Here is a 23,268-nt window from a genome sequence, read left to right as displayed (position 1 = left end):
AAATCCAGGTGTAGGGTTGGACAAGACTGTTTTCATGCAGTAAGAATTGGCTGCCAGAATATTTGCGAATCGAGGATTTTCATGGCCCAACTGAAACTCACGATGGCTCTATCGCACTACGATCGGCACATGCCGTTTTTCGACGGGTCAGTGCAGGTCGAGGGTGCGGAGGTGCAGGCGCTGGAGGTCGGCCAGTCGCATCCGTTGAAACATGGCCAAGACCGCCACGAACGCATGCTGCAGAAAGCCGAGTTCGACATTTGCGAGTTGTCGTTGTCGTCGTATCTGATCGCCAAGAGCCGCGGCATGCCGTTTACTGGGATACCCGTTTTCCCGCGGCGCCTTTTCAGCTTGTCGCAAATGTGGGTCAATAAGAATGCTGGCATCAATTCGCCGCAAGATTTGGTGGGAAAGAAAGTCGGCTTGAGCACATTTCAAACCACTTTATCGGTTTTGGCCAAGGGCGATTTGCAAACCGAGTACGCTGTGCCGTGGCGCAAGCTCGACTGGTACATCATGAAAGAAGAGGCAGTGGAGCTGAAACCTATTGAAGGTGTTAAGATGCAGCTCTTGAAGCCCGAGCAAAAAATCGGCGCCATGTTGGAAAAAGGCGAGATCGACGCGTTGTTCGTGCCCCATCCTCCCAAAGAGGCGCTGCGCGGCGGAGGTAGTATTCGCCGGCTATTCGCGGATCCCAAAGCCGAGGAAGCCAAGTATTTCAAAAAGAACGGTTACTATCCGATCATGCATGTGATCGCTTTCAAAGACGACGTGTTGAAGAAAAATCCCTGGCTCGCGAAAAATGTCACGGCGGCTTTCGATCACGCTAAAGAAGCCTGCATGGAATATTACGACGATCCCAACTGGTCGCGCTTTGTCTGGGGCCGCCATTTGTTCGAGGAAGAGCGCGCCGCCTTCGGCGACGACCCGTGGCCGCACGGCTTAGCGAAGAATCGCGTCAACATCGAGCGCTTTGTCGGCTATTCGCTCGATCAGGGTTTGATGGAGAAAAAGCTCAGCGCCGAAGAATTGTTCTTCGAGAATTAGTTGTACTGTATCACGCTGATTGTACCTTGTGCCAAATTCGTGGCTTGCCACCAGAGGGAATTTTCACCACGAAGGGCACGAAGTCCACGAAGGTAAGAGAAGAAAAATAAAGTTCTTTCCGAACTTCGTGTCCCTTCGTGATCTTCGTGGTAAAAAACAAAAGAGCGCATCTCAACGATAAGTACGCTTACTCATGAGACACTACGCTGACTTATGCCGCTCATAGTAAAATGTCCGACCTGTCGCAAAGAAAGCCCTTGGGAAGACAACCCGCATCGGCCGTTTTGCTCAGACCGCTGTCAATTGATCGATCTCGGTGCGTGGGTGGAAGAGCGCTACAAGATTCCCGCCGAAGAAATCGAGATCGATCTCGATGATGATGAAGACGACCTCGGTAGCAAGAAACTGCAATGAATGACGTTTGCGAAATTTACATGGAGGGCGGGTTTCAAACCCGCCCTTTTTCTATCGTGACGTAGATGAGCATTCATCCCACTGCTGTCATCGATCCACGCGCACAAATCGAGGCTTCCACCGAGATCGGCCCCTATGTAGTCATCGACGGTCCAGTCAAGATTGGCGCGCGCACTCGTGTGCTCGCGCACGCAGTGCTGACCGGCTGGACCGATATCGGCGCCGACAACGAAATTCATCCCGGTGCTGTGCTTGGCGGCGCGCCGCAGGACAAGGCTTACAAGAACGAAGAGAGTTATTTGAAAATCGGCGAGCGCAACATCATTCGCGAGCATGTGCAGATTCACCGCGGCACCAAGCCGGGTTCTTCAACAACGATCGGCAACGATAACTATTTAATGGCAATGTCACACGTCGGCCACAACTGCCAGCTCGGCAATCAGATCGTCATGGCCAACGGCGCCCTGCTAGGGGGCTATGTGGAGGTGGGCAACGGCGTGTTCATTTCCGGCAACTGCGCGGTGCACCAGTTCGTGCGCATCGGCGAGTACGCCTTGATGCGCGGACTCTCCGGCACCAGCCGCGATGTGCCGCCGTTTTCGATCATCGAGCTGCAACACACAGTGCGCGGCGTCAACGTGATTGGTTTAAAGCGGGCAGGGTTCAGCGAAGCGCGCATTCGCGCAATTCGCAACGCCTACAAAGTATTGTTTCGCTCGGGCAGTAACTTAGCGTTAGCCGTGCAGCAGATGGAAAAAGAGGCAGGGGCCAGCACGGATGTGCTGGCCCTATTAGAATTTATCAAAGCTTCGAAACGCGGGGTCTGCGTCGCTCAGCGCTTGGGCGCCGCCGCAGGACCCGACGCGTAGTTCTGCACCGGCGCCTGTTCCGGCGCGGCACCGACGAAATAGAGCGGGTCGGTGCCTTTTAGATGGCTTGGCGTCACCACATAGTTACCCTTCACGGAAGGGTAAATGATGTTGTTGGCGACATCGGCGCGGCCCGCCGACAGCACGTAGCTAAGCCCGCCCGCGAGCAATCCCAAACCAGCGTAGGTGATCTTCGCCGGCATGTAGATCACATTGGCGAGCACCGATCCTACCCCATACCCTAGCTCCTCGCCCGCAGCTGGCTCAGCGGCTTGTTGGGCCGGTGCTGCCGTCTGCGCGAATAGCGGCGAAGCCATGGTGGAGACGAACAAACCAAGGGCAATGCCCTTAAGCAATTGGGTTTTCATGCTGCCGAAGATAACGCACGGTTGGTTTATTGTCAAGAATATTATTTTAAAATTTTTATATAGCTAACATATCCTTCCGAAGCACACATAATATCGATAAATCTATATATCCAGAGAAATCGTTTAATTAACTATTAAATACCTAAATCTCTAAATCAATTGAGATCATAAATTTATAACATCGTTCTTTTTATTTTGCCGCTTGGCTAAAAAGCCTTTCGTAACACAAGCGAACCCTGTCACGGCGCACGCGGTAGTCGCCCAAGAGTTTTTCTCCGGACAAGCTTTTGCGCTTGCCTGTCGCCTTGTTCGATACCTTATATCCTAGCGCGCGCGCGATGCCGTCGAGCTTGCCCGGCTCGGCTTCGAAGGTGTCGATGGAGCGATCGCGCTCGATGCGCAGACGATGATCCAAACGGCGCAAAAAAAGGTAGCCCTCCGACAACAACAAGTAGTCGGCTTTGCTAATAAGCTTCTGAGCTTGCAGTGCGGCGAGCGCGTCGAGCGTAGCGCGCCGATGCAGCGCGGCGAAACGGTGGCCATGCGCGAGCTGTAACATCTGTGTGAGAAACTCGATGTCGACCAAGCCGCCGCGGCCTTTCTTCAAATTGAATCGACCTTCGTCCTCGTCGGCCAGCTCGCGCTCCATGCGCATGCGCAAATGATGAATCTCGTCGGCGCCGCCCGCCGGCAGCGGTAAACCGTAGGCAAGATTCTCGATAAACTTATCGACCTGTTTACCAAGCGTTGCGTCGCCGGCGATAAAGCGCGTTTTGATCAGCGCTTGGCGTTCCCAAAGCTGCGCGCCGCTCTTGTGATAGTCGCGATAAGCCTCGAGCGAGCAGACGATCGGCCCGGCTTTTCCCGAAGGGCGGAGCTGCATGTCAATCTTGTAGGCGATGCCTTCCTCGGTGGGCGAAGAAAGATAGGTCAGAAGCTTTTGTCCAAGACGCACGAAGAATTCGTGCGCCGGCAGCTTTCCCCGTTTGCCGCCGGCGCTCCCGGCGTCTTCTTCGGCGTCATAGATAAAAACCAAATCGAGGTCGGAGTTGTAGTCGATTTCGCGCGCACCCAGTTTGCCACCGCCGATGATTGCAAAGCGGCCAGCGGCAACTTTGCCGAAGTTTTGTTGCAGCTCCTCCAGCGTCAAATTGAGCGCCGCATGGACGCAGGCTTCGGCGAGGTCCGAAAGCTGCTGGAGCACCGGCACCAATTCAATCACGCCGCCAAGGTCGTGCAGGCCGATACGAACAAACTCTTCGGACTTGTAACGGCGCAGCGCGTTGAGCTTGGCTTCGACGTCGTCGGCTTCGCCGATGGCGGCGTTTAGCTCGGCGAGCATCTCTTCTTTGGTTTTTTCGACGCGAGTTAGATCGACGCGAATCAAAGTGTCGATCAGCTCTGGGCGATTCAAAAAAAGGTCGGTCAAAAATTGGCTATCGGAAAATAGTGTGATCAAAAGCCGCATGGTTTTCGGATTCTCGGCCAGTAAGGTGAGAAAACCGGTGCGGCTGCCGATGCGGTGGCTGAACTTCGAAAGGTTTAACAGCGCCTGGTCCGGCGCGCCGGACTTGGCGATCTCCGCCATCAGCGCCGGTCCCAGTGTGCGCATGACCTTCAACCGCCGCGGGCTCGGCGGTGCGTAGACTTCGCCATCGCGCACCGCGAGCAGATTTTCGTAAGCTTGGGCCGGGTCGGTGAAACCCGCTTGTTCGAGTTCTTTGACGATGAGATCTTTCTGATCGAGATCGTTCCAGATTGTGCCGACTTCTGTTGCACCGTCATTCTGGATTTCTTTTTGCGCACTGTAGAAAAGCCGGTCGAAAATCTCCCGCACAGTTTTGGTCGTGCGCTTGTGATCGCGCCAGAAAAGCTCGCGCTCGCTGAGTTTGCCCCTGGCGCTGTAGCCGAGCCGGCGCGCGTAGGCCTGTTCTTCTTCTTTGCCCTCGGGAATTGAGTGGGCGTGGGCTTCCTGCACGATCTGGACTTTATGTTCGGCTTGGCGCAGGAAGCGATAGGCTTCCGTCAACTTGTCGCGTTCGTCGGCGGAAATCAGATTGTTGCGCGCCAACTCAACCAATGCCGGCAGCGTGCTCGGCCCGCGCACCGTTGGTTGGTAGCCGCCGTTGACCAACTGCAACGCTTGGGTGAAAAACTCGATTTCGCGAATGCCGCCGTAGCCGAGCTTCAAATTGCGTTCTTTGCCATCGCCGGTGAGCAGCTCATTTTCGATGCGCATCTTCATGTGGCGCAGCTCGTCGACGGTCGTGTAATCGAGATAGCGTCGGTAGATAAATGGCTCGATGTCTTTCATGAAAGCCGCGCCGAGCTCAATGTCGCCCGCCACCGGCCGTGCTTTGATCAGCGCGGCGCGCTCCCAACATTGTCCCCACGACTCGTAGTAAGTCATCGCCGAATTAACCGACTGCACCAGCGGGCCGTTGGCGCCGAGGGGACGCAGCCGCAGGTCGATGCGGAAGACGAAGCCTTCATCGGTGACATCACCCATCGCGTGAATGATCTTCTGGCCGATGGCACTGAAGAATTCTCGCGGTCCGGTTTTGCCGCGGCGCCCGCCAGAGGTTTCGCCCTCGTCCTCTTCATAGAGATAAATAACGTCGATGTCCGAGCTAAAATTAAGCTCGCCGCCGCCCAGTTTGCCCATACCAAGAACCACGAAGCGGTTGGGTCGGATGGTTCCCGGCAGATGCAATGGTCCGTAGTCTTTTTCCGCTTCGGCCCGACAGAAGCGATAGGCCGCATCCACCGAAGCGCTGGCCAGCGCCGTCAGCTCGCGCACGGTTTCTTCCATGCTAACTTCCGGCATGAGATCGCGCGCGCCGATGCGCAGATATTCGCGCTGTTTGTGGCGCCGCAGCGCGGCGCAGAATTCATCGAAGGACTGAGATTTTTTGATCGCCGCTTCCAGCTTACGCAAGTGCTCGGCAGGACTCTTCTGCGCCGCCTTAACTTGGCGGACAAACAAGCTTGGCCACTGCTTGCCCTCGCGGATCAGCACATCGCTCAAAAAAGCGCTGCTGCCCAGCAAACAGAATAGTTTGGGTTTGTCAGTGGCGGAAAGCTTGCTCGCGCTCTTGCTGTCTGAGGCGTCGATTAAACCTTGAAAGTTCGCTTCAGCTAGTGCGGGCGAGGGACTTGCGGCAATGAGTGCGCGAAATTCGGCGGGTATTTTGGTCGATTTTTTCTTTGGCGCTGGCATCCCCAAAAACTAATCCGCGCGACGCTCCAATGCAATAAAAAATCTTGAGCCCAGCTCTCGCGCCCTTTTGGTCGCTTTTCAACGTGGAGTGCGAGGTGATACGAAAACTCGTAACCACCGAAGAAAAATATCGCGAAAGCAATCACGGGTTTGAAGCATTCATGCCCGTGGCCGCGCCGATCACGGTGGAGACCGACCGCCCCAACGCACACTGCCCAAACCAAGAAACCTACCTGAACGTCATAGATTCTTTGGTTACTGTGTTGGGGGCGGTGACTTTAATTCACTTACGCTGAAGAAAAGTTTCACGGCCGACGCGAGCGGATGGCTATTTCCCTCCCGGCAGCATGGAGAAATCCAGAAACTTCTGTGGGTCGACATCGGCGGGAATCGGCCTCTCGCGGCGCAGAAGATCCAGGTAGCTATGCACAACTTTGAGCGGCAGCCGGCCGTCCTTGTTGAGCATGCTGAGGAGCGTGCCGTAGGTGCCATTCGCTTCGCTGACCGTGATTTTAAACTTGTCGGCGAGCATTTGAGCTGTGTCAGGCTGGTTACCGCGTATCCAAGCGATTGCGTTGCTGACCGCTGCGATGGTTTTTTGCACGCGGTCGCGATTGTTGGTGATCTCAGCGCGGGTCGCCACCAGACCGGCGGTCGGAATGTCGAGCAGATCGCCGATCATCATGAACTTCTTAAAACCTTTGCTCACCGCTTTATCGTCATAGGGCGCCACCAGCACGGCGCCGGCAACCTGGTCGGTGGCCAATGTGGTGAAGCTCCCGCCGGTACCGCCGGTGAAGACGTAGGTCGCTTCTTTTTCGTTTAGCTCATATTTCTTGAAGAACGCGGTCATGAGCTGGTACGGAGTCGTACGTAAGCCGGAAACCGCGATCTTTTTGCCGAGTAGATCCGACGGTTTGTTGATGTCTTTCTGAGTCACAAGGGTCCACGGCGTAAAGCTATAAAAATTCATCACCACCACCAGCGGCATACCCGCCACCGCCGCTGGGATGCCGGCGGATAGCCCCGGGATAAAGTTAATGTTGCCGTTGATTAGCGCCTGGGGTTGGATTGCCGTGTTCATCTGGATGAACTCGGCTTCGAGACCGGACCGTTTGAGAAAGCCTTTTTCCTGGGCGACGTAAAGCGGCATGTAGGAGAGCGCCAGCGATGGCAGACCAAAGCGAATCTTTTGCATCGCCTCGGCACCGTAGCTCAGCCGCGGCAACGACAAACCAATCGCGAGCGTAAGGACCATCGTTAGCGAGAGTCGGTTCATGCTTGGCTCCTTGGTAAAACATCGGTTTCGGAGATTTTTTACCGCAAAGGGCGCAAAGAACGCAAAGGGTCGAAGCCGCAACCCAAACACCCATTGCCGCCGCGCCAAACCGCCACTCGGCCACCTTTTGCCTGACCCCACGCTTTCGGTCATTGTCGAGCACCTCGGTTGGGCGTAGTTTGGGCGATTTGATCGCCCGGCGCCATTCTGCGATAACGAGTCTAAGAAACTTAGAGGAGAACTCCGTTGAAGCAGAAATATTTCGATTGCCATTTTCATATTATCGACAAAAACTTTCCCGTCGTGTCCAATCAGGGCTTCATGCCGGACGCATTTACCAGCGAAGATTACTTAGCGCGGGTGAAAGACATCGATCTTGTCGGCGGCGCCGTCGTTTCCGGCTCGTTTCAGGAGCTTGATCAAACCTATCTGTTCCATGCCTTGAAAGTTCTCGGTCCAACCTTTGTTGGCGTCACCCAAGTACCGCAAACCATTTCGGATCAGGAGTTAAACGAACTTAAAGACGCCGGCGTGCGCGCAGTTCGCTTCAACGTCAAGCGCGGCGGGTCGGAGGATATTCGCCACCTGGAAAACTTTGCGCGGCGGGTGCACAAATTGGTTAGCTGGCACACAGAGCTGTACATCGACTCCACCGACTTGGCGCCGCTGTTCGACACGCTTGTCTCGCTGCCGAAGATTAGTGTTGACCACATCGGGCTTTCTAAAGCGGGATTTCCAACGCTGCTCAAGCTCGCCGAAAAGGGAATCCGCGTGAAAGCCACTGGTTTCGGACGCGTGAACTTCGACGTTGCGCCCGCTTTGAAAGAACTCTACGCTGCCAATCCGAAAGCGCTCATGTTCGGCACCGACCTGCCGTCCACTCGCGCTCCGCGGCCTTATCTCGATAGCGACTACGATTTGGTTCTGAATGCATTGGGCGAAGAACGGGCGGCCAATGTTTTTTACAAGAACGCAGTTGAGTTTTATCGACCGGAGAAGTCGGCGCAATAGGCACGGATCGCGCAACCTTGTTGCGAACTAAAATCTAATCTCACCACGAAGCACACGAAGGACACGAAGTTCGGACAAAATAATTTGATTTTCTTCTCTTATCTTCGTGATCTTCGTGGCCTTCGTGGTGAATATTCCCTTTCCGAAACTTTTCGCCCCTTCGACATGGCTCGCGACAGGCTTGGCGCCTTTGCGAGAGACATTCCGTATTCTTGGTTCCGAGCAACAGGAGCGAATCATGAACAGGCAATTTTTCGCTGTGAGTTTGGCTTTAATTTTGTCGCTGTTAGCCAGTTTCTCGCTCGCTGACGCTCAGGAGCCCCACTATAAGGGCAAGACCGTTCGCTTCCTCGTTAACTTCTCGGCCGGCGGGCCGACCGATGTCTTCGGCCGGCCGATCGCGCGCTACTTTCCCAAGCACGTCCCTGGCAACCCGATCGTCACGGTGCAAAACATGGTTGGGGCCGGCGGCATCATCGGCGCCAACTACGTTTACGAAATCGCTAAACCTGATGGACTGACCACCGGAGTTTTTTCGGGCATGTACTGCCGCAGATCCTCGGCGGGGCCGACGCTGCCCCGCTCTTTCAAGACGACGATTCGCATGGTGCTTGGCCATCGGAAGATTTACAATGAAGTATGCTTCCGATAGGAGGATCAGCGATGAGCTCACTGTGGCAAAAACTTCGTCTGGCGCTATGCGTTTTGCTCACGGCAGTGATTTTGGCAAAGGCAGCTTGGGCCCATCATGGCTGGGGCTGGGCGACCGCTGAAGAATTCCAACTCACCGGCGAGATTACCGCGGTGCGACTCGGCAATCCCCACGGCGAGGTAACGCTCAATGTCAACGGCGAAAGCTGGATCGTCGAAGTGGGCCAGCCGTGGCGCAACGATAATGCCGGCCTCAAGCCGGAGTTGCTCGCCAAGAAACAAATCATCACTGCGCACGGCCATCGCTCGGCGAAAAAAGGCGAGCGGCTGATGAAGGCCGAGCGTGTGGTTGTCAACGGAAAAAGCTACAATCTGTATCCGGACCGCAAGTCCTGAAAAACCGTCCTACAGCGCCGCCATGATCGAGCACTGGGCTGCGGCCCTGGAAGCAACGCCGCTCGCGGCTGCGCTACGCAACTCGGTCTGGAGCTATCCGCTGGTAAACGCCGGGCATATTCTCGGGGTGGCAGTGCTGGTCGGCTCGATTGTGCCGTTGGATCTGCGGCTCCTCGGCGTGTGGCCTTCCGTTCCGCTCGTCCCACTCTATCGAGTTCTCGCTCGCACCGGCGCCACCGGGCTGGCCATTGCGGTAACGTGCGGCTTCCTCCTTTTCATCGCGCGCGCGAGCGAGTACGTTGCTTCTGAACTATTCCTCAGCAAGATGGTCGTCGTGGCCATCGGTGCGGCGAACGTTCTGACAATCGGCAGATTGCCAGGATTTCAGCAGCCGCAAACAGACGCGCCTCATGCCAATCTGCCGCTCCGCTCGCGGCTCGCTGCCTTTGTGTCACTCGTCAGTTGGCTGACGGCGTTGATCCTCGGACGGCTGGTTGGCTATTTTTGATGAACGGTTGTACCCGCAGCAAAATTGTCGAGAAACAAAAGTCTGACCCCATAGACGAATCATCCCTACCAGCGAGATGTTTGCTAGTTCTGATAGGGCCAAAGGTCTTGTAAACGCAGCACGTGAATACCGTGGTTTTTGTCGCTTAAATAGACGAAGCCGCGGCGGTCGACCAGCACGTCTTCGGATTGAGCGGCGAGTTGCGCGGGTTTGGTGCCGATCCGCACTTTTGGATCGCCCGGGACGAAGTAGGCGAACTCCTTGGGTTGGCGTGGGTCGCGGATGTCGTAGACGCGCAGCCCAGCGTTGAAGTATGTCAGGTAAGCGATGTCGTCACGGTCCTCCAAGCACGCTTGATGATTTGGATGATGATGGTTGTGCGGGCCGAAGCGGCCGGCTTTCTCGTAAAAATTCTTTAGCTCGCTCTCCGGGGCCGGTTCTGGCAGTGGAAACAAGGAAATCATGCGCGGCTTTTTCTCGTCGCCGATGTCGGCGATGCCGGCCATGTTCAACGCCTCGTCGCCATGCTCGCGGATCGCTTCGTCGTTGATGAGAGCGATCTTGCGTTTCGGCAGCGGCAGATAGGTGTGAATGCCCTGGGTCGCGGTGATGCCGCGGAAGGCGAGTTGGCTGATTAATTTCGGCTGCGCCATGTCGCTAACATCGAGAATGATGCCGCCGCCGTCACCGTAGGAAAGGTAAGCGCGGTTGCCTTCGATATGCGCCGGGCCGTGGCTTGAGTATTTTAGGCCCTGAGGATTGGCGCCGGGCTGCTGTTCTGGCAGGGAGAAGCGGCCGACTTCTTTGGGATTCGCCGGATCGGCGATGTCGACGATGCGGTAAATTTTTCCGGTCAATCCCGGCGCGCCAGCGGCGGCATGGACGAGATTTCCGCCGTCGTAAAAATTGCGATGGGTGCCGGTGCTGCCGGTTTGCCAGTGGCCGATCCGTTTGGGCTGCGCCGGTTCGCCGACATCGAAGATGAAAAAAACTTCGGCGCTGGGCTGACCATCGGTGCCGCCCCAGCCGGGCGCGATGCGCTCCAAGCCGGTGATCATCTTGCCATCGGCGACTTGGATCTGGATGGTCCAGGTGTTTTCCGGGCCGGGAACGTAAGTGCAGTATTGCGGCGCGTCGGGGTCGGTAACATCGAGCACGCTCCAGCCGCGGTGCCAGAGATGAGCGACGTAGAGATACCAACAGCTGTTCGCTTCTTGCATCGCCAGCTTGAAGGCCGGTTTGCCATTCAAGTCGTGATAGCCGACGGGCTCGATGTTCTTGGTGAAATAGCCTTGAGGAATTTGTTGAACTGGTTGCGCCATGGTCATCGCCTCACGCCGACGCCGATTTGCGGACAGTATTTTTTGATCGGACACTCGCTGCACACCGGTGAGATCGGCCGGCACAGATGTTGACCAAAGTTGACCAGCAAGTTGTTGTACTCGATCCAATATTGCTTGGGCAACTTCTCGCGCAGGGCGAACTCGGTTTTCTCCGGCGTGGCGGTTTTGATGTAGCCGCAGCGATTCGATATCCGGTGCACATGGGTGTCGACGCAGATGCCCGGCTTGTTGTAGCCAAGAGTGACGACGAGATTGGCCGTCTTGCGGCCAACGCCTTTGAACTTGAGCAGCTCGTCAATTTCATCCGGCACTTTGCCGCAGTATTCGTCGATCATGGTGCGGCACATCTCGATGATCTGGATCGCCTTGGTTCTGTAGAAGCCAACCGGGTAGATCAGCTTCTCGATTTTCTTGGCAGATAGTTTGACGATCGCTTGCGGCGAGTCGGCAACGGCGAACAGCCGATGCGACGCTTTGGCGGTGGTGGCGTCTTGGGTGCGCAAGCTGAGAATACAGGAAATCAGCACGCGAAACGGGCTCGCGTAGGTTTCAGCCATCAGCGTGACGACAGGAGTTTCCCACTTGGGCACTTCGCGGCGCAGGATGCGGATGGCGGAATGAATTTGTCGATCAGTCATAATTCACTGTGGTGTCGCTAGTCGGCTCAACAATGCTGAGATCTTTGTATTCCCCTCCTTGAGACTGTGTCGTAATGCGCAAAATTCCCGGGTTTGTCATCCTGAGCGCAAGCGAAGGATCTGCTTTTTCGCGCAGTTGTATGCAGCAGATTCTTCGCCTTCGGCTCAGAATGACAATTGCGACACAGTCTCCTTGGCAAAGGGGGGCAGGGGGGATTTTCCAAGTGCGCAAAAGACAAATCCCCCTCGGTCCCCCTTTTTCAAAGGGGGAAGGAAGCCATAAGACGCTAGTCTTTTCCTCGATGATTGACTAAATTGGAGCGGTTGTATCACAGTCAGCACGAGTCAAAAATAGCTGTGGCATGATCGCTGAAAAAATTATTCAAGTCCTGCAAACGCGCACGCCGGAGCTGATTCCGGGCAACGGCCACAAAACGGCGGCGGTGCTGATTCCGATCCAAGAGCGCGCTGACGGCGATCATCTCGTGCTTACCAAACGTGGCGACAATCTGCCGACACACAAGGGCCAGATCGCTTTCCCAGGCGGGCGGGTCCATGCTGAAGACCCCGACTTATTTCATACCGCGTTGCGCGAGTCCCACGAAGAGATTGGCGTCGTTCCCGAGCATGTCCAGGTGCTCGGTCGGCTGGACGAGTTTACCGCTGGCTACGGCATCGTCGTCACGCCCGTGGTTGGCATCATTCCGTCGCACTACGAGTTTCGCCTCGATCATTCGGAGACCATCGCGATTGCCTCGATTCCGATTCGTTCGTTGATGGAGCCGGCGAGTTACGTCAAAGACGCGCATATGTCGCCGGGCGGCCATCCCAGCTATCATTTTTACATCAACAACGGCTGGGATGTCTGGGGCGTCACGGCGCGCATTCTCGTCCAGTTTCTGGAGCTCGCCTATGATTTCAAGAAATAGTTGGAGGCTCTGCCTCGCGTTCGCGCTGTCCGCCTGCGTATCCGGGCCGCATTTCTACGTGCAGTACGGCAACGAGTACCGCGAGATCGAGCTCGACAAAATTCTTGCGGAAAATCCCATCGGGCCGCAGGAAAATATCAAAGTAGCGAACCTGGGCCGCTCAGAGAGCGCCAGCCAGCATGTTGTCCAGATTCGCGACCGCGAAATTCCTCACGTGCACAAGATCCACGACGTCACCGTGACCATGATGCGCGGGCAAGGCTATTTAGTTATGGATAAGAACCGCATCAACTTGAAAGCCGGCGACGTGGTGCACATCCCGCGCGGCGTGATGCATTACTTCGTCAACACGCACCGCGAGCCCTCGGTGGCCATGGCCGTTTATGCGCCCGCCTTCGATGGTAAGGATACGCACCCGGTCCAGGAGCCGTAGAAAGTTTAACCCACGCCGAATCAAGTCAGAGATGCCTACGAGCCCTTCGACAGGCTCAGGGCGACCGGATCGGAAGTTGAAATCTTTAAGAAACAATCCGTTCATGCTGAGCCCCGTCGAAGCATTCTGACGAGTTAGCCCACCGTCCCCGCCGTGACGAACTTTGGCTTCAACAACGCCAGCAGCGCCGGTATGAACAGCAAGCCGCCGAGCATGTTCATCGTCAAGATAATCAGTAGCTGATAACCCATCTCGGCTTGAAAGCGCAGCGGGGAAAACGACCACAGCGCGATGGCGGCGGAAATCAAGAAAGCGGTGTAGAGCACGGCTTTGCCGGCGGTGGCCACGCCGTCGACGAGCGCGGCGTTGAGGTCGCTGCGGCCGCGCCCCTGATATTCTTCCATGGCGCGCGAGACGATGTAGATGCCGTAGTCTTCTCCGAAACCGATACCCAAACTGATCACCGCCGAAGGTTTTCCAGAAGCGCTCGTGCACGCGAATGTAGGGATGATCTTTGGGTAGCAGGTCCGAGAACGCGGTGAAAGTTTCGATTTTGAGCGCCAGGTAAGCAAAGCCAAGTGTGACGGCAACGATCAGCGCGAGGATCGGCGCGCGATTGCCGACGATGAAGCAAGCCAGCCGCCTCACGGTTTACTGTTCTCCGGTGGGCGATCGAGTTGCAGCTTTAGCGTGCTCCAGGTCGCGCCGTCGTTTGCGCTGCGCAACACCGTGCCGCGGTTACCGACGATCAGTCCCAAGCCGCTGCCGCCAAAGGCGATGCTGTTCAGAGTCAAACGTGGTGTCGCGGCTTTGACCGGGCGCCAGTCTAAACCATCGGCCGCTGCTTGCAGAAAAATGCCGCGCTCGCCGACAGCCCACAGCCGGTCGTTATGCGCCGTCGCGGCAAATAGATGATGGCTCGGTCCGGAGCCTTTGTCGCGCACAACCTGCCAGTCGCTGCCGCCGGCAGTTTTTAGGATCACGCCGTCGAGCCCGAAAGCGAAACCAGTGGCGCGATCGGGAAACAGCAAAGCGAAGAGATTGCGGTTCTCGCCGCTGGCGAAAGCGACTTCCACCGGGCTCGGTTGCTTATTCCAGGTGTCGCCGCCGTCGTTGGTGCGATAGATGACGCCGAACTCGCCGGCGAGCCAACCGCGCTGCGGGTCGATGAAACCGATATCGCCAACTGTGAAACCGCCGGCGAGCTGTGACTTGGTCCACTTGCGGCCGCCGTCGTGGGTGCGCAACGCCAAGGCGCGCGAGCCGACCGCCCAACCGGACTGCTCGTCGATGAACGTCAACCGCAGCAGATGCTCGGTGGTGCCAGTCGGCACCGCCTGCCAGCTCTCGCCGCCGTTGTCGGTGCGCAGCAACGTGCCGTAGCTGCCGGCGATCCAGCCCCGTTGACGGTCGAGAAAATGGCTCGCGAAGAGCGCGTTGCGCGTGGGACTCTTCTGCTTGCGCCAAGTTTGGCCGCGGTTCTGCGAATAGAGGATGGTCCCGTAGTAGCCGACGATCCAAACATGGTCGCCAACAATGGAAACACCATAGAAATTTTCCGCCAGCGCGGGTTCTTTCGGTTGGGCGGCGAAGGCTTGGTTGCCGATGCACTGAGCTATGAGCAGCAAACTTACGAGTAGGGAAAAAAGCACTTCATCGGGCGACGCAAAGGTAAGAGGGCGACCGGCCGGTCGCCCCTACGAGAATTTTTCAACGGTGTGTCTATTCAATCGAGCCGCCGCGCATGATGTTCTCGAGCGTCGACAGGCTAAACAGGCTGGCCGGGTAGCCTTTGTTGTAGGCGCGAGTGGAAGTGACGATGGTGCTGCGGCCGTTCTGCACGTTGTGTATCGTGACATCGCCCACCGACCAAACTTCGCGGCCGTCGGCGAGTTTTACCGGGGTGAACATGCCGAACTGTTCTTTCCAGTATTCGCCGCGTTTGTCCCAAACCAAAGTCCAGTGAGTGTCATACGTCACTTTATTCAGGTGCAAGAGCTTGCGGGGATAACAATAGCTCGAATCTTTCGGCGTGATTTCCAAGACATAGGTGTCGACCACTTCCCATTTCTCTTCGAGCGGTAAATAGTCACCGGTTTTGCGTTTGAACGGCAGCTCTTCTTGGCTCAGATTGGCCAGCACTTTTTTATCACCCAAATACTTGTAATTGAAATCGGTAATTTTGCCGGTGAAGCTGTTGATGTCGTCCAGGTTAAATTCGCTGGGTGCCAGCGTTTGGCAGCGCTGCGTGGTGGTCGCGCGGCGGATACGGCGAATGCTCGGCAAGTAAATATAAAGGTCGTCGGCGCGGCCCGGGTCCGCGTAGCGTATCTCTAAAGTGGTCGTGCCGGCGGCGTCGCGCGGGTAGCTGTCGACCCGCAGCTGCATGTAATCGATGTGCTCGTAGCCGGGGATCGCCGGCCGCGGGTCTGAGTTGTAGCGCGTGCGCGGAAAGATGAAGTAGGAGACTAAATCGGCGCGCCGTTCGGCGCCGTCTTTTTCGATGGCCGAACGGATGATCTTGCCGCCTTTGACGGCGCCGCCAGTTTTGTAGTCGTCGCCCAGCCAACGCCAGAAAAAATTCCATGCGAGTTTCTGGCCAATCTGCGGATCGCTCGTATCGACCTTGGGAAAGGGCTGGCCGGCCACGTAGCCTTGCAGCTCGCCGTTGGCGCCGAGACGAACTTTGCCCGAGTGGCGCTCGGTTGCGTCCGTGTATTCTTTGATATGACGATAGGTCTTCGGCGCTTTGATCTGCACCGTGTGGCCGGACTTGACGCGCTGCAAGAAATTCTCGCCGACCATCCCCTGAATGCGCTGCCAGTTATTGGGGCCAATCGTGTCGCCAGTTGCGTCCGGGAAATTCTGAAATATTGTAGGGCTGCTGCGGATAGAACGCCAGCTCGCCGCGCAGTGCCGTGTTGACCGGCACACCGGCAACATTGCCTAGAGTATAGTTGAAGTGGCCGGCAAAGATGCTGGTGCGATCGTTGACCAGCGAGATGAGCGCAGTCGTGGGACCGGCGCATGGCGGCGGCCCGCCGCCCACCAGGCAGCGCTTGCCCGTCCGTTTGAATACCATGTCGCCGCCCTGGGGATTGTAGCCCCAGATGTAACCCAAGCCGAAGTTCAGCGCGCCGATGCTGTGAGTGAATCGCGCGCCAATCTTCCAGGCATCGCCGGCGTCTGGGAGCTCACGGCTGACGGTCGGGACCACCACAGGTGCTCCCGGGAAAGGATTGGCATAAAACCGTCCGACACCGCCCAGCGCCGCCGGCAGTCGCGTTTCCGGATACGATGACCAGCGGCCATAGCGCACCGTCTCGCTGGCAATGTCGTTGCGGCCCAGCACTTCATCGACGCGCTGTTTGGCTTCGTCCCACCAACCGGGGATCGCGACGAATTCCAAAATTGTATTGCTCACGGGGCGAATCGTGTAGCTCATGCGCACGCCCCAGGACGGAATGCGGGTTTCGTCGAGGTCGAAGAGATTGGGCGCTAGCGGCGGCGCAAAGGTGCCATCCTGGGGATTGATGACATCCAGCAGCCGCAAGCCATCGGTTTCGCCCCAGGAAATAAATTGCCGACCCAAACGAATTTTCAAGCGGTCGGTCGGTTTCAGATCGAGCACCGCTTCCCAAGGCTTCGGGCTATCTTCGTCGTAGAAAATGTTGTCGAGCGGTTCAACGGGCTTGGGATTGACGGCGACGCGGCGGCTCTTGGCCTCGGCGTTGTAGCGCGGTTCTTTGACGAAGCGCCAGGAGATAAACAGCTTAGCCCAGTCGGTGAATTCGACGTTGACTTCCGGTTGGAGCGTGAGACGGTTCATGATGAACCGGTTCGAGGTGTTGAAGAAGCGGCTGCCGTGGCTCACCGACAGGCCAGTGGTGTTTTCAATGAAGCCGCCGAAGGAAACTTTCTCTTTGAGAAAGCGCTCCCACTCGTGCGGGAACGGCGTGTCCGCGGCGAATGTCACACCGGCGCTCAGCAGCGTTAACAGCCACGCGCCAAGATATTTTGCAAAGCCGCGCCACTTTCGCATGCTTTCCTCCCGTGATTTCGGTCTCCCTGGTGGATGAAGACGAAACAACCTCCACCGTAAACGCAGCTTTTCTGGGCTTCGTCACGGGGAACATGCTATTCTGCCAAGGAACTACCCGCAGATGTTTGGATTAAGTTTCGTTTATAGTTAAAATTTTTTGATGTCAATAATTTTTTTGGGCGCTTTGTCGAGCGCCATCCTGCTGGCATTGCCGTATCTTGAGCCGCGTTTGTTTCCGACCGCTTGGTTCGCCTTTTTGCCGCTGTTTTGGTGCCTCGATCGAGCTCAAACAACACGGCACGCAATTTTCGCCGGCTGGCTCATGGGCACACTGGCGCATTTAATCGGCTTTCATTGGCTCACTTATACGATCAGCGTGTTTGGCGGCTTTCCGTGGGCGGTCAGTGTTTTGGTCTTTATTCTCTACGCCGTGCTACAGGGTATTGCGCAGGCGCTATTCGCGCTCATGATCAGGACGATCGGCTATGGTCCGCTGCGCATCTACCCGGCGCTTTTTTGGGTCGCGTTGGAATTTCTGTTTCCATACTTGTTCCCTTGGTACCTGGCCAACTCACAGGTTGCGTTTTTGTCGCTGATCCAAACCGCCGATCTCGTCGGACCCTATGGCACGGGCTTTGTGGTGATGTGGTTCAACGCCGCGCTCTACGGTGCGGCCTTTGCTCCACCGGCGGAGCGCAGTGCGCGCTGGTGGCCGGTCGCCTACGCGGGACTTTTCGCCGTGTTGTCGGTCATCTACGGCGTGCTACGCCTGCAAAGCGTCGGCGCGGAGATGGCCGGCGCGCGCAAGCTTACGGTCGGTTCGGTGCAGGGCAACGTCGACATCGACATGAAATGGAATCCAGTGCTGGCGCAGAAGAATCTGCAAAAGCATTTAGAATTGACCAAACAGCTCGACGCCGCGCCACTCATCGTTTGGCCCGAGTCCTCCATCGAAGCATTGCTGCCGGACGATCTGCAAACTTTGCCCGCGGAGTTCTTGCCGGAGTTCAAAGCCGAGCGAGCTTTTTTTATCTTCGGCGCCAAGAGTTATAGCGGCAGGCCTGAACAGGGCAACTTCAAAGCGTTCAACACAGCGTTTTTCACCGACGCGCGCGGCAAGGTTCTGAGCCGCTATCACAAACAGGTGCTGTTGGCGTTCGGCGAGTATTTGCCGTTCGCAAAGATACTCTCGTTGTTGCCGGCGATGCCTTTTGCCGACGGCTTCACGCCCGGCGCTGGGCCAATTACGTTTCCCGCCGGGCGCGCCATCCGCGCCGCCCCGCTAATTTGTTATGAAGACTTGATGCCCGAGCTGTCGCGCCAGTTCGTCGGTCTGACCCGCGCCAACCTGCTGGTCAACGTCACCAACGACGCGTGGTACGGCAAATCGGTCGGACCGTGGCAGCATTTGCGCCTGGCGCAATCGCGCGCCATCGAAACCCGGCGCAGCCTGCTGCGCGTCACCAACACGGGCGTGACTTCGCTGGTGAACGCAAAGGGTGAGTTGGTCCAAACGCTGCCGATGTTCACCGGCGCGGTGATGAAAAGCGACGTGGAAATCCTAACCGGTGAAAGCTACTACGTGCGGCTTGGCGATTGGTTTGCGTGGGGAGCAGTGATCATTTCGTTGGGGCTGGTGCTTCTGCACGTAAAGCGGCGCTGGAAGTGAGAGTGATGAAAAGATTATCTCGCGCAGAGGCGCAGAGACCGCAGAGTAAAAAAGAATCTTAGCTCTGCGTGCTCAGCGCCTCTGCGCGAGGCAATCCGAAATTCCTACCCTCCCGACACAGCCAGATCATGCGGTCGTTTGCCGAGGCGACGGCCGCCGTTTTTCGTGATCACCACCGTGTCGCCCCAGGTGCTGAGCGATTTGCCATCGGCAGCGACCGCCGACGGCTTGAAGATAAAAACCATGTTCTCTTGAAGTTGCACGCCGAGCTGCTTGGGGCTTTTGGCGTGGGCCGTGATGATCGGGCCGTCGTCACCGGCGCCGCGGCCGTGCATGTTCAGGTCGCCGCGCGCGCCCGCCGCCGGGCCAGACCTCGGCGCCGCCGATTCCGCGGTTTTGATTGTCAGCTCGGCCAGTTCTTTCACAGTAACGCCAGGCTTAAGATTTTCGATGAGCCGGTTGAAAATTTCCCGCTGCACTTTGATCAGCTCTTGATGCACCGGATCGGCGGTGCCGACAAACACCGGCTGCACGCCCTGGGAGCGGTAGCCGCACCAGTTGGCTTCAAGCTCATTGATGATCAGATCGCCGTATTCAAGCAGGCGCATGCTCGGCCGCGTTAGTGTCCGCACGACGTTCTTGCCGGAGATCCAGTTACAATGCACCGGCATTTCCGAGCCGTTGCGCATCATCGCGTACTGCGCCGCCGCCCAAACGTCCCAATCGCGCGCGCCGGGCTTGGCAGCTTCGATTTCGGCTTTGTAGCCTTCTTCGACGATCTCCATGGACCGCGTCAGAACATCGATCTCTTCCTGGCTCTTGGTGTAGCGCACCTCGACAAGGATCGGCGTGGCGTCGACCAGGGTCGCGTTGGGAAAGGCGTCGCGAATCCTCTGCCACGTGCCGTGCAGGATCGTGCCCTCCGGCGTGCGCGTGCCTTCGACTTCGCCCAAGCCCGTTATGCCAATACGGCCATGATCAACGGCCAACTCTTTCAATCGTTGAACGATGATCTTGCCGTATTCTCTCCGCGCCTCGCGTACGTCGGTGGTCCACTCTTGGGTGACGGTCCAACGCGGATTCGCCGAAGTCGCAATTGCCGTCACGTCGCCATGCAACGGAAACACCGCCGCGATATCGGCATCGCCGCCGCCCCCGCAGTGGGTCAGGTAGCGGGTGTTGGCCTGGAAGTCCATCGAGTGGCCGGTGTTCTGCGGCGTGACGATGACGTCGATATTTTGCGCCGCCATTTTTTCGCGCACCGCCTTCCAGCGGCGATCGCGTTCGGCGAGAGAGAAACGGGGATAAGGGTATAGCTCTGGCATGGAAAGTACCTTTAGAGTGATGGATTTGTGTAACGGCGGCGCAACTATTTCACCACGAAGGCACGAAGGACACGAAGTTCGGAAATATATTTCTTTTCTTTCCTTCGTGCTCTTCGCGTCTTCGTGGTGAGGAAGATCTAATGCGGTTTTCTGCGCGATCGCATGCGCGCCACCGAGGCTTGGAAAAGTTTTTCCGCTTCGTCCGCCACTTCCTTCGGCGGCCATTCCTGTTTGTGCACGCACAGGCTCTTGTCGTAGGGGCCGACGGCGTATTTCGAGCGGATCGCGTCGGGGACGTCAGAGCAGTGCACTTCTAAATGATTCCCGTCCGGGTCGTTGAAATAAATTTCTGCGCCTTTGGTGCCCGAGCGAGTCATCGGACCGACGAAGGGAATTTTCCACTTCTTGAAATGATCCACCCATTTATCGAGATCTTCGGCGGAAGTGTCGAGCGCCAAGTGTGGATGGGACTGGTTCCAATCGGGCTGGCCGAAGTCCTGCTCGAAAAGATCAATCTCAAAATTCGCCGCCATGCGGATGCCAAACTGCAGCGAGCGCGCCAAACCCTTGGCGACGCGATCGGGCGCCGACTCATGGTGCGCCTCGGCGCCCAAGGCAACAATATAAAAGCGCGCCGCACGGTAGCGGTCTTTGACGGGAATAGTGAGATGGTTCAAGCCACGAATGTGCAGCGGCGCATCGGGGTTGATGTTTTCATCGCTCATGGGAAACCTCCAAATGAGAATGCCGGTAATCTTTATAATATGTCCTGAAAGGTAGCGGCAAGCGGAAGTGCGTGAAACAAAGTTGTATCGCAGTTACCTCCTGCCTCCTTCCCCCTTGCGGGGAAGGAATGAGGAAGGGGGTGATTGCGCTGCGCGGCACTCCTATCCTAAACTTCCCCCGTCAAGGGGGAAGAGACAAGATTGCGTTGGTGAAAGCTACACTGAGGCGAAGAACAATTCTCGCTTGCCCAGTCTTCTCGCCCCGCGAGCTTCGACGGCGACGGTGTCGCCGGCACGGATGGAGTCGCGCATGAAGCCTTGTTTGCAGGCGGGCTTGAGAATAAAGACGTGGCCTTCTTTGATGAGTTGGTCTTTTTCGGGAAAGTCTTTGCGTGCGCCCCAGAGCATCGGGGCGTCTTCGCCGAGGCCGCGGCCGTGCAAGAGGGCGCCGTCGGGTTCGTAGCCGGCGGCGGCGACTTCGTCTTGGTAAAATTTGGCGACGGCGCCGAAGGTGATGCCGGGCTTCAGGAACTTCAGCATACGGTCGAAGATCACTTTGGTGGCGTCGAAGATTTTTTCTAAATCTTTCGGTCTTGGACCGAGCACAACCGGCTGCAGCGCCTGGGCGATGTAGCCGGCGTATTTGCCTTCGACCTCGGTGTTGATCAAGTCGTCTGGTTTAAGCTTTCTCGTCGTAAAGACGCGCTGCGCCCAAGGGACTTCAGGTCCGCCGGTGCCGAACAGCATCATGGTGATTGGCTCGCCGCCGCGGCGCACAATCTCTCGCAGCATCTCGGCGATCAGTTCATGTTCGCCGACGCCGACTTTGGCGTGCTGGAGCAACACTTCATTGGCATGGCCGATGATTTCGGCAGCTTTCTCGATGAACGCGACTTCTTCAGCGCTTTTCACCGCGCGCACTTGCTGCATGACATCGGTGCCGTTCTCGAATTTGACATTGGGCAGCGCGGTGCGGATCTTCTCAAACGTCCCCCAAGGCACGACGCCTTCCGGTGCGCGCACCATTCCAGAGAGAGCGACCACGCCTACGCGCGTGGCGCGGACTTCTTTCAAACGCTCGATCACCGGCTCGCCGTAGGAGCGGCGCGACGGGCGGATGTCTTTGACCCAGTCCTGCGCCAGCCCCCACCATTCGATTTCATTTTCGCCGCGGACGACTGCGGTCACTTCACCTTCGAGCGGCAGGACGCAGCCGCACTCGGTCTGCGTGCCGCCGATCTGGGTGATGTAGCGCGTATCGCAGCCAAATTGGTCCCAGTGACCTTCGTGGGGCAGGCAAATGAGTGCGTCGAGGTCGGCCTTCTTCATTGCGGTGCGCAGCAGCGCCCAGCGCCGGTCGCGTTCGGCCATCGAGAAAGTGGGGATGATCGGTTTTTCTAGTGCCACGAGGTTCCTTTTTCACCACGGAGGACACGGAGGGCACGGAGGTCGGAAAATTACGTTCCCAAATCTCCGTGTTCTCCGTGTCCTCCGTGGTGAAAGTCTATTTCTGAATCTTCACGCCTTTGTCGAAGCTCGAAATACCTTTGCCCTGTTGCTGGCGATTGGCAATGGTGAGCTTCCACTTTTCTTCGTCGGAAATCATCGGCACATCTTCGGCGCCAAGCGCGGTGATCTGCAGATAGTTGGTGTCGGGGTCGAAGAAGTAAATGCTCCGTTCTCCCTCTGGCCGTAGCCCATCCGTCGCGCGGAAGTCGCCGAGCGACTTGCCGCCGAGCGCCGGAATCCGTTCTAACATAATGTCGTAGTCTTCCTGACTGACGTTGAAGGCGACGTGGCAGGCGCGGCCTTTTTTCTTGGTGCGCTCGGCCAATTCTTTGACTTCTTTGACGCCGACCATCTGGCCGTTCTGAAATTCGAAAAGCGTCTCACCGCGCACTTCACCGACGAACTTCAATCCCAATCCTTCGGTGTAAAATTTACTTGCGCGCTCGAGGTTCGACGTTTCAAAGATGACGTGGCTGATGCCGTCTTTTACCGCCAACGGTACGCGGCGAATGCACAGCTCGATCTGGTTGTCGTCGGGGTCGATGAACTGGAAGGCTTTTAAAAAAGGCGTGTCCGAGCCGTGAGTTTCGACCTCGAAGCACTTCACGCCGCTGGCTTGAATCCGTTTCACCGCCGCGTCGAAACTCGCTTCATCAGGCAGAGCGATCGCGTAGCGCGGCGCGCCGCTCGGCGACGCCGGCACGGCAACGCCGGGCAGCGTCAGGCCGACAATGTTTTCGCCGGCTTTCATGTATGTGTGGCGCGGCGAGCCGTCGGCGTTTTTGCGCTGGGTCATGAACGTCAGGCCGACGGTTTCGAGATAGAATTTTTCCGAGCGCGGCAGGTCGCGCACGGGAAAAGCGACATGGTCGAGGGTTTCGGCTTGAAACAT

The 23,268-nt window shown here is 57.1% G+C and carries 24 protein-coding genes; 11 read left to right on the top strand and 13 right to left on the bottom strand.

Annotated features, from left to right (window positions below):
* Nucleotides 1-81: 81 nt before the first annotated feature.
* From FJ145_02205 to lpxA, 3 genes are all read left to right on the top strand, one after another.
* On the top strand, nt 82-1,047 hold the full coding sequence (locus FJ145_02205) for a 4,5-dihydroxyphthalate decarboxylase (protein MBM4260232.1): 966 nt from the start codon (nt 82-84) through the stop codon (nt 1,045-1,047).
* A 213-nt stretch (nt 1,048-1,260) separates the two neighbouring features.
* A complete protein-coding gene (gene yacG, locus FJ145_02200; protein ID MBM4260231.1) occupies nt 1,261-1,461 on the top strand; it encodes a DNA gyrase inhibitor YacG in 201 nt (66 codons plus the stop codon).
* A 65-nt stretch (nt 1,462-1,526) separates the two neighbouring features.
* Complete coding sequence (gene lpxA, locus FJ145_02195) at nt 1,527-2,330, top strand: acyl-ACP--UDP-N-acetylglucosamine O-acyltransferase (protein ID MBM4260230.1); 804 nt, start codon at nt 1,527-1,529, stop codon at nt 2,328-2,330.
* Here lpxA and FJ145_02190 read toward each other — a convergent pair.
* Together FJ145_02190 and glnE are read right to left on the bottom strand one after the other, a co-directional pair.
* Nucleotides 2,294-2,698, bottom strand: a complete 405-nt coding sequence (locus tag FJ145_02190; GenBank protein MBM4260229.1) for a hypothetical protein — start codon at nt 2,696-2,698, stop codon at nt 2,294-2,296. The genes lpxA and FJ145_02190 overlap by 37 nt on opposite strands.
* Before the next feature lie 190 nt (nt 2,699-2,888).
* The gene (glnE, locus tag FJ145_02185) at nt 2,889-5,918 is read right to left on the bottom strand and encodes a bifunctional [glutamate--ammonia ligase]-adenylyl-L-tyrosine phosphorylase/[glutamate--ammonia-ligase] adenylyltransferase (protein MBM4260228.1); all 3,030 of its coding nucleotides are present in this window, start codon (nt 5,916-5,918) and stop codon (nt 2,889-2,891) included.
* A 95-nt stretch (nt 5,919-6,013) separates the two neighbouring features.
* Here glnE and FJ145_02180 point away from each other — a divergent pair, with 95 nt between their 5' ends.
* On the top strand, nt 6,014-6,214 hold the full coding sequence (locus FJ145_02180) for a hypothetical protein (protein MBM4260227.1): 201 nt from the start codon (nt 6,014-6,016) through the stop codon (nt 6,212-6,214).
* Nucleotides 6,215-6,246: 32 nt separating this feature from the next.
* Here FJ145_02180 and FJ145_02175 read toward each other — a convergent pair whose 3' ends face one another.
* Nucleotides 6,247-7,476, bottom strand: coding sequence for an ABC transporter substrate-binding protein (locus tag FJ145_02175; protein ID MBM4260226.1), 1,230 nt, complete (start codon nt 7,474-7,476; stop codon nt 6,247-6,249).
* Between FJ145_02175 and FJ145_02170 the strand changes: the two genes are divergently transcribed.
* From FJ145_02170 to FJ145_02155, 4 genes are all read left to right on the top strand, one after another.
* Complete coding sequence (locus FJ145_02170; GenBank protein ID MBM4260225.1) at nt 7,444-8,208, top strand: 2-pyrone-4,6-dicarboxylate hydrolase; 765 nt, start codon at nt 7,444-7,446, stop codon at nt 8,206-8,208. The genes FJ145_02175 and FJ145_02170 overlap by 33 nt on opposite strands.
* A gap of 238 nt (nt 8,209-8,446) precedes the next feature.
* Entirely contained in the window at nt 8,447-8,860 is a 414-nt protein-coding gene (locus tag FJ145_02165; protein MBM4260224.1) for a hypothetical protein, read from the top strand.
* 11 nt (nt 8,861-8,871) lie between these two features.
* A complete protein-coding gene (locus FJ145_02160; protein ID MBM4260223.1) occupies nt 8,872-9,255 on the top strand; it encodes a hypothetical protein in 384 nt (127 codons plus the stop codon).
* A gap of 22 nt (nt 9,256-9,277) precedes the next feature.
* Nucleotides 9,278-9,763: a hypothetical protein gene (locus FJ145_02155; protein ID MBM4260222.1), complete on the top strand. Its 486-nt coding sequence runs from the start codon at nt 9,278-9,280 to the stop codon at nt 9,761-9,763.
* Between the two features lie 83 nt (nt 9,764-9,846).
* Here the strand turns inward: FJ145_02155 and FJ145_02150 are convergent, their stop codons facing one another.
* Both FJ145_02150 and FJ145_02145 read right to left on the bottom strand, forming a co-directional pair.
* On the bottom strand, nt 9,847-11,091 hold the full coding sequence (locus FJ145_02150; protein ID MBM4260221.1) for a hypothetical protein: 1,245 nt from the start codon (nt 11,089-11,091) through the stop codon (nt 9,847-9,849).
* Entirely contained in the window at nt 11,088-11,744 is a 657-nt protein-coding gene (locus FJ145_02145) for an endonuclease III (GenBank protein MBM4260220.1), read from the bottom strand. Before FJ145_02145 ends, FJ145_02150 begins: the two co-directional genes overlap by 4 nt.
* Before the next feature lie 362 nt (nt 11,745-12,106).
* Here FJ145_02145 and FJ145_02140 point away from each other — a divergent pair, with 362 nt between their 5' ends.
* Both FJ145_02140 and FJ145_02135 read left to right on the top strand, forming a co-directional pair.
* Nucleotides 12,107-12,673 carry a CoA pyrophosphatase gene (locus FJ145_02140; protein MBM4260219.1) on the top strand — a complete coding sequence of 189 codons (567 nt, stop codon included), beginning with the start codon at nt 12,107-12,109 and terminating at the stop codon, nt 12,671-12,673.
* Entirely contained in the window at nt 12,606-13,106 is a 501-nt protein-coding gene (locus tag FJ145_02135) for a cupin domain-containing protein (protein MBM4260218.1), read from the top strand. The genes FJ145_02140 and FJ145_02135 overlap by 68 nt, the downstream gene beginning before the upstream one ends.
* 134 nt (nt 13,107-13,240) lie before the next feature.
* Here FJ145_02135 and FJ145_02130 read toward each other — a convergent pair whose 3' ends face one another.
* The 4 genes from FJ145_02130 to FJ145_02115 form a co-directional block, all read right to left on the bottom strand.
* The gene (locus tag FJ145_02130; protein ID MBM4260217.1) at nt 13,241-13,696 is read right to left on the bottom strand and encodes a hypothetical protein; all 456 of its coding nucleotides are present in this window, start codon (nt 13,694-13,696) and stop codon (nt 13,241-13,243) included.
* Between the two features lie 54 nt (nt 13,697-13,750).
* A complete protein-coding gene (locus tag FJ145_02125; protein MBM4260216.1) occupies nt 13,751-14,758 on the bottom strand; it encodes a hypothetical protein in 1,008 nt (335 codons plus the stop codon).
* A gap of 70 nt (nt 14,759-14,828) precedes the next feature.
* A complete protein-coding gene (locus tag FJ145_02120) occupies nt 14,829-16,049 on the bottom strand; it encodes a DUF1329 domain-containing protein (GenBank protein ID MBM4260215.1) in 1,221 nt (406 codons plus the stop codon).
* Nucleotides 15,931-17,148, bottom strand: coding sequence for a hypothetical protein (locus tag FJ145_02115; GenBank protein MBM4260214.1), 1,218 nt, complete (start codon nt 17,146-17,148; stop codon nt 15,931-15,933). The genes FJ145_02120 and FJ145_02115 overlap by 119 nt, the downstream gene beginning before the upstream one ends.
* Nucleotides 17,149-17,308: 160 nt before the next feature.
* On the opposite strand from FJ145_02115, the gene lnt reads away from it, so the two are divergent.
* Nucleotides 17,309-18,817, top strand: coding sequence for an apolipoprotein N-acyltransferase (gene lnt / locus FJ145_02110; GenBank protein ID MBM4260213.1), 1,509 nt, complete (start codon nt 17,309-17,311; stop codon nt 18,815-18,817).
* Nucleotides 18,818-18,921: 104 nt separating this feature from the next.
* Here the strand turns inward: lnt and FJ145_02105 are convergent, their stop codons facing one another.
* The 4 genes from FJ145_02105 to FJ145_02090 form a co-directional block, all read right to left on the bottom strand.
* Nucleotides 18,922-20,367 carry an aminopeptidase P family protein gene (locus tag FJ145_02105; protein MBM4260212.1) on the bottom strand — a complete coding sequence of 482 codons (1,446 nt, stop codon included), beginning with the start codon at nt 20,365-20,367 and terminating at the stop codon, nt 18,922-18,924.
* On the bottom strand, nt 20,280-20,867 hold the full coding sequence (locus FJ145_02100; GenBank protein MBM4260211.1) for a VOC family protein: 588 nt from the start codon (nt 20,865-20,867) through the stop codon (nt 20,280-20,282). Before FJ145_02100 ends, FJ145_02105 begins: the two co-directional genes overlap by 88 nt.
* Nucleotides 20,868-21,083: 216 nt before the next feature.
* On the bottom strand, nt 21,084-22,274 hold the full coding sequence (locus FJ145_02095; protein ID MBM4260210.1) for an aminopeptidase P family protein: 1,191 nt from the start codon (nt 22,272-22,274) through the stop codon (nt 21,084-21,086).
* Nucleotides 22,275-22,371: 97 nt separating this feature from the next.
* Nucleotides 22,372-23,268 carry a VOC family protein gene (locus FJ145_02090; GenBank protein ID MBM4260209.1) on the bottom strand — a complete coding sequence of 299 codons (897 nt, stop codon included), beginning with the start codon at nt 23,266-23,268 and terminating at the stop codon, nt 22,372-22,374.

This window comes from Deltaproteobacteria bacterium, from assembly GCA_016874755.1.
Classification (GTDB): domain Bacteria; phylum Desulfobacterota; class Binatia; order UBA9968; family UBA9968; genus DP-20.
The sequence above is the reverse complement of the archived record's forward strand: the minus strand, read 5'-3'. Positions and strand labels throughout refer to the sequence as shown.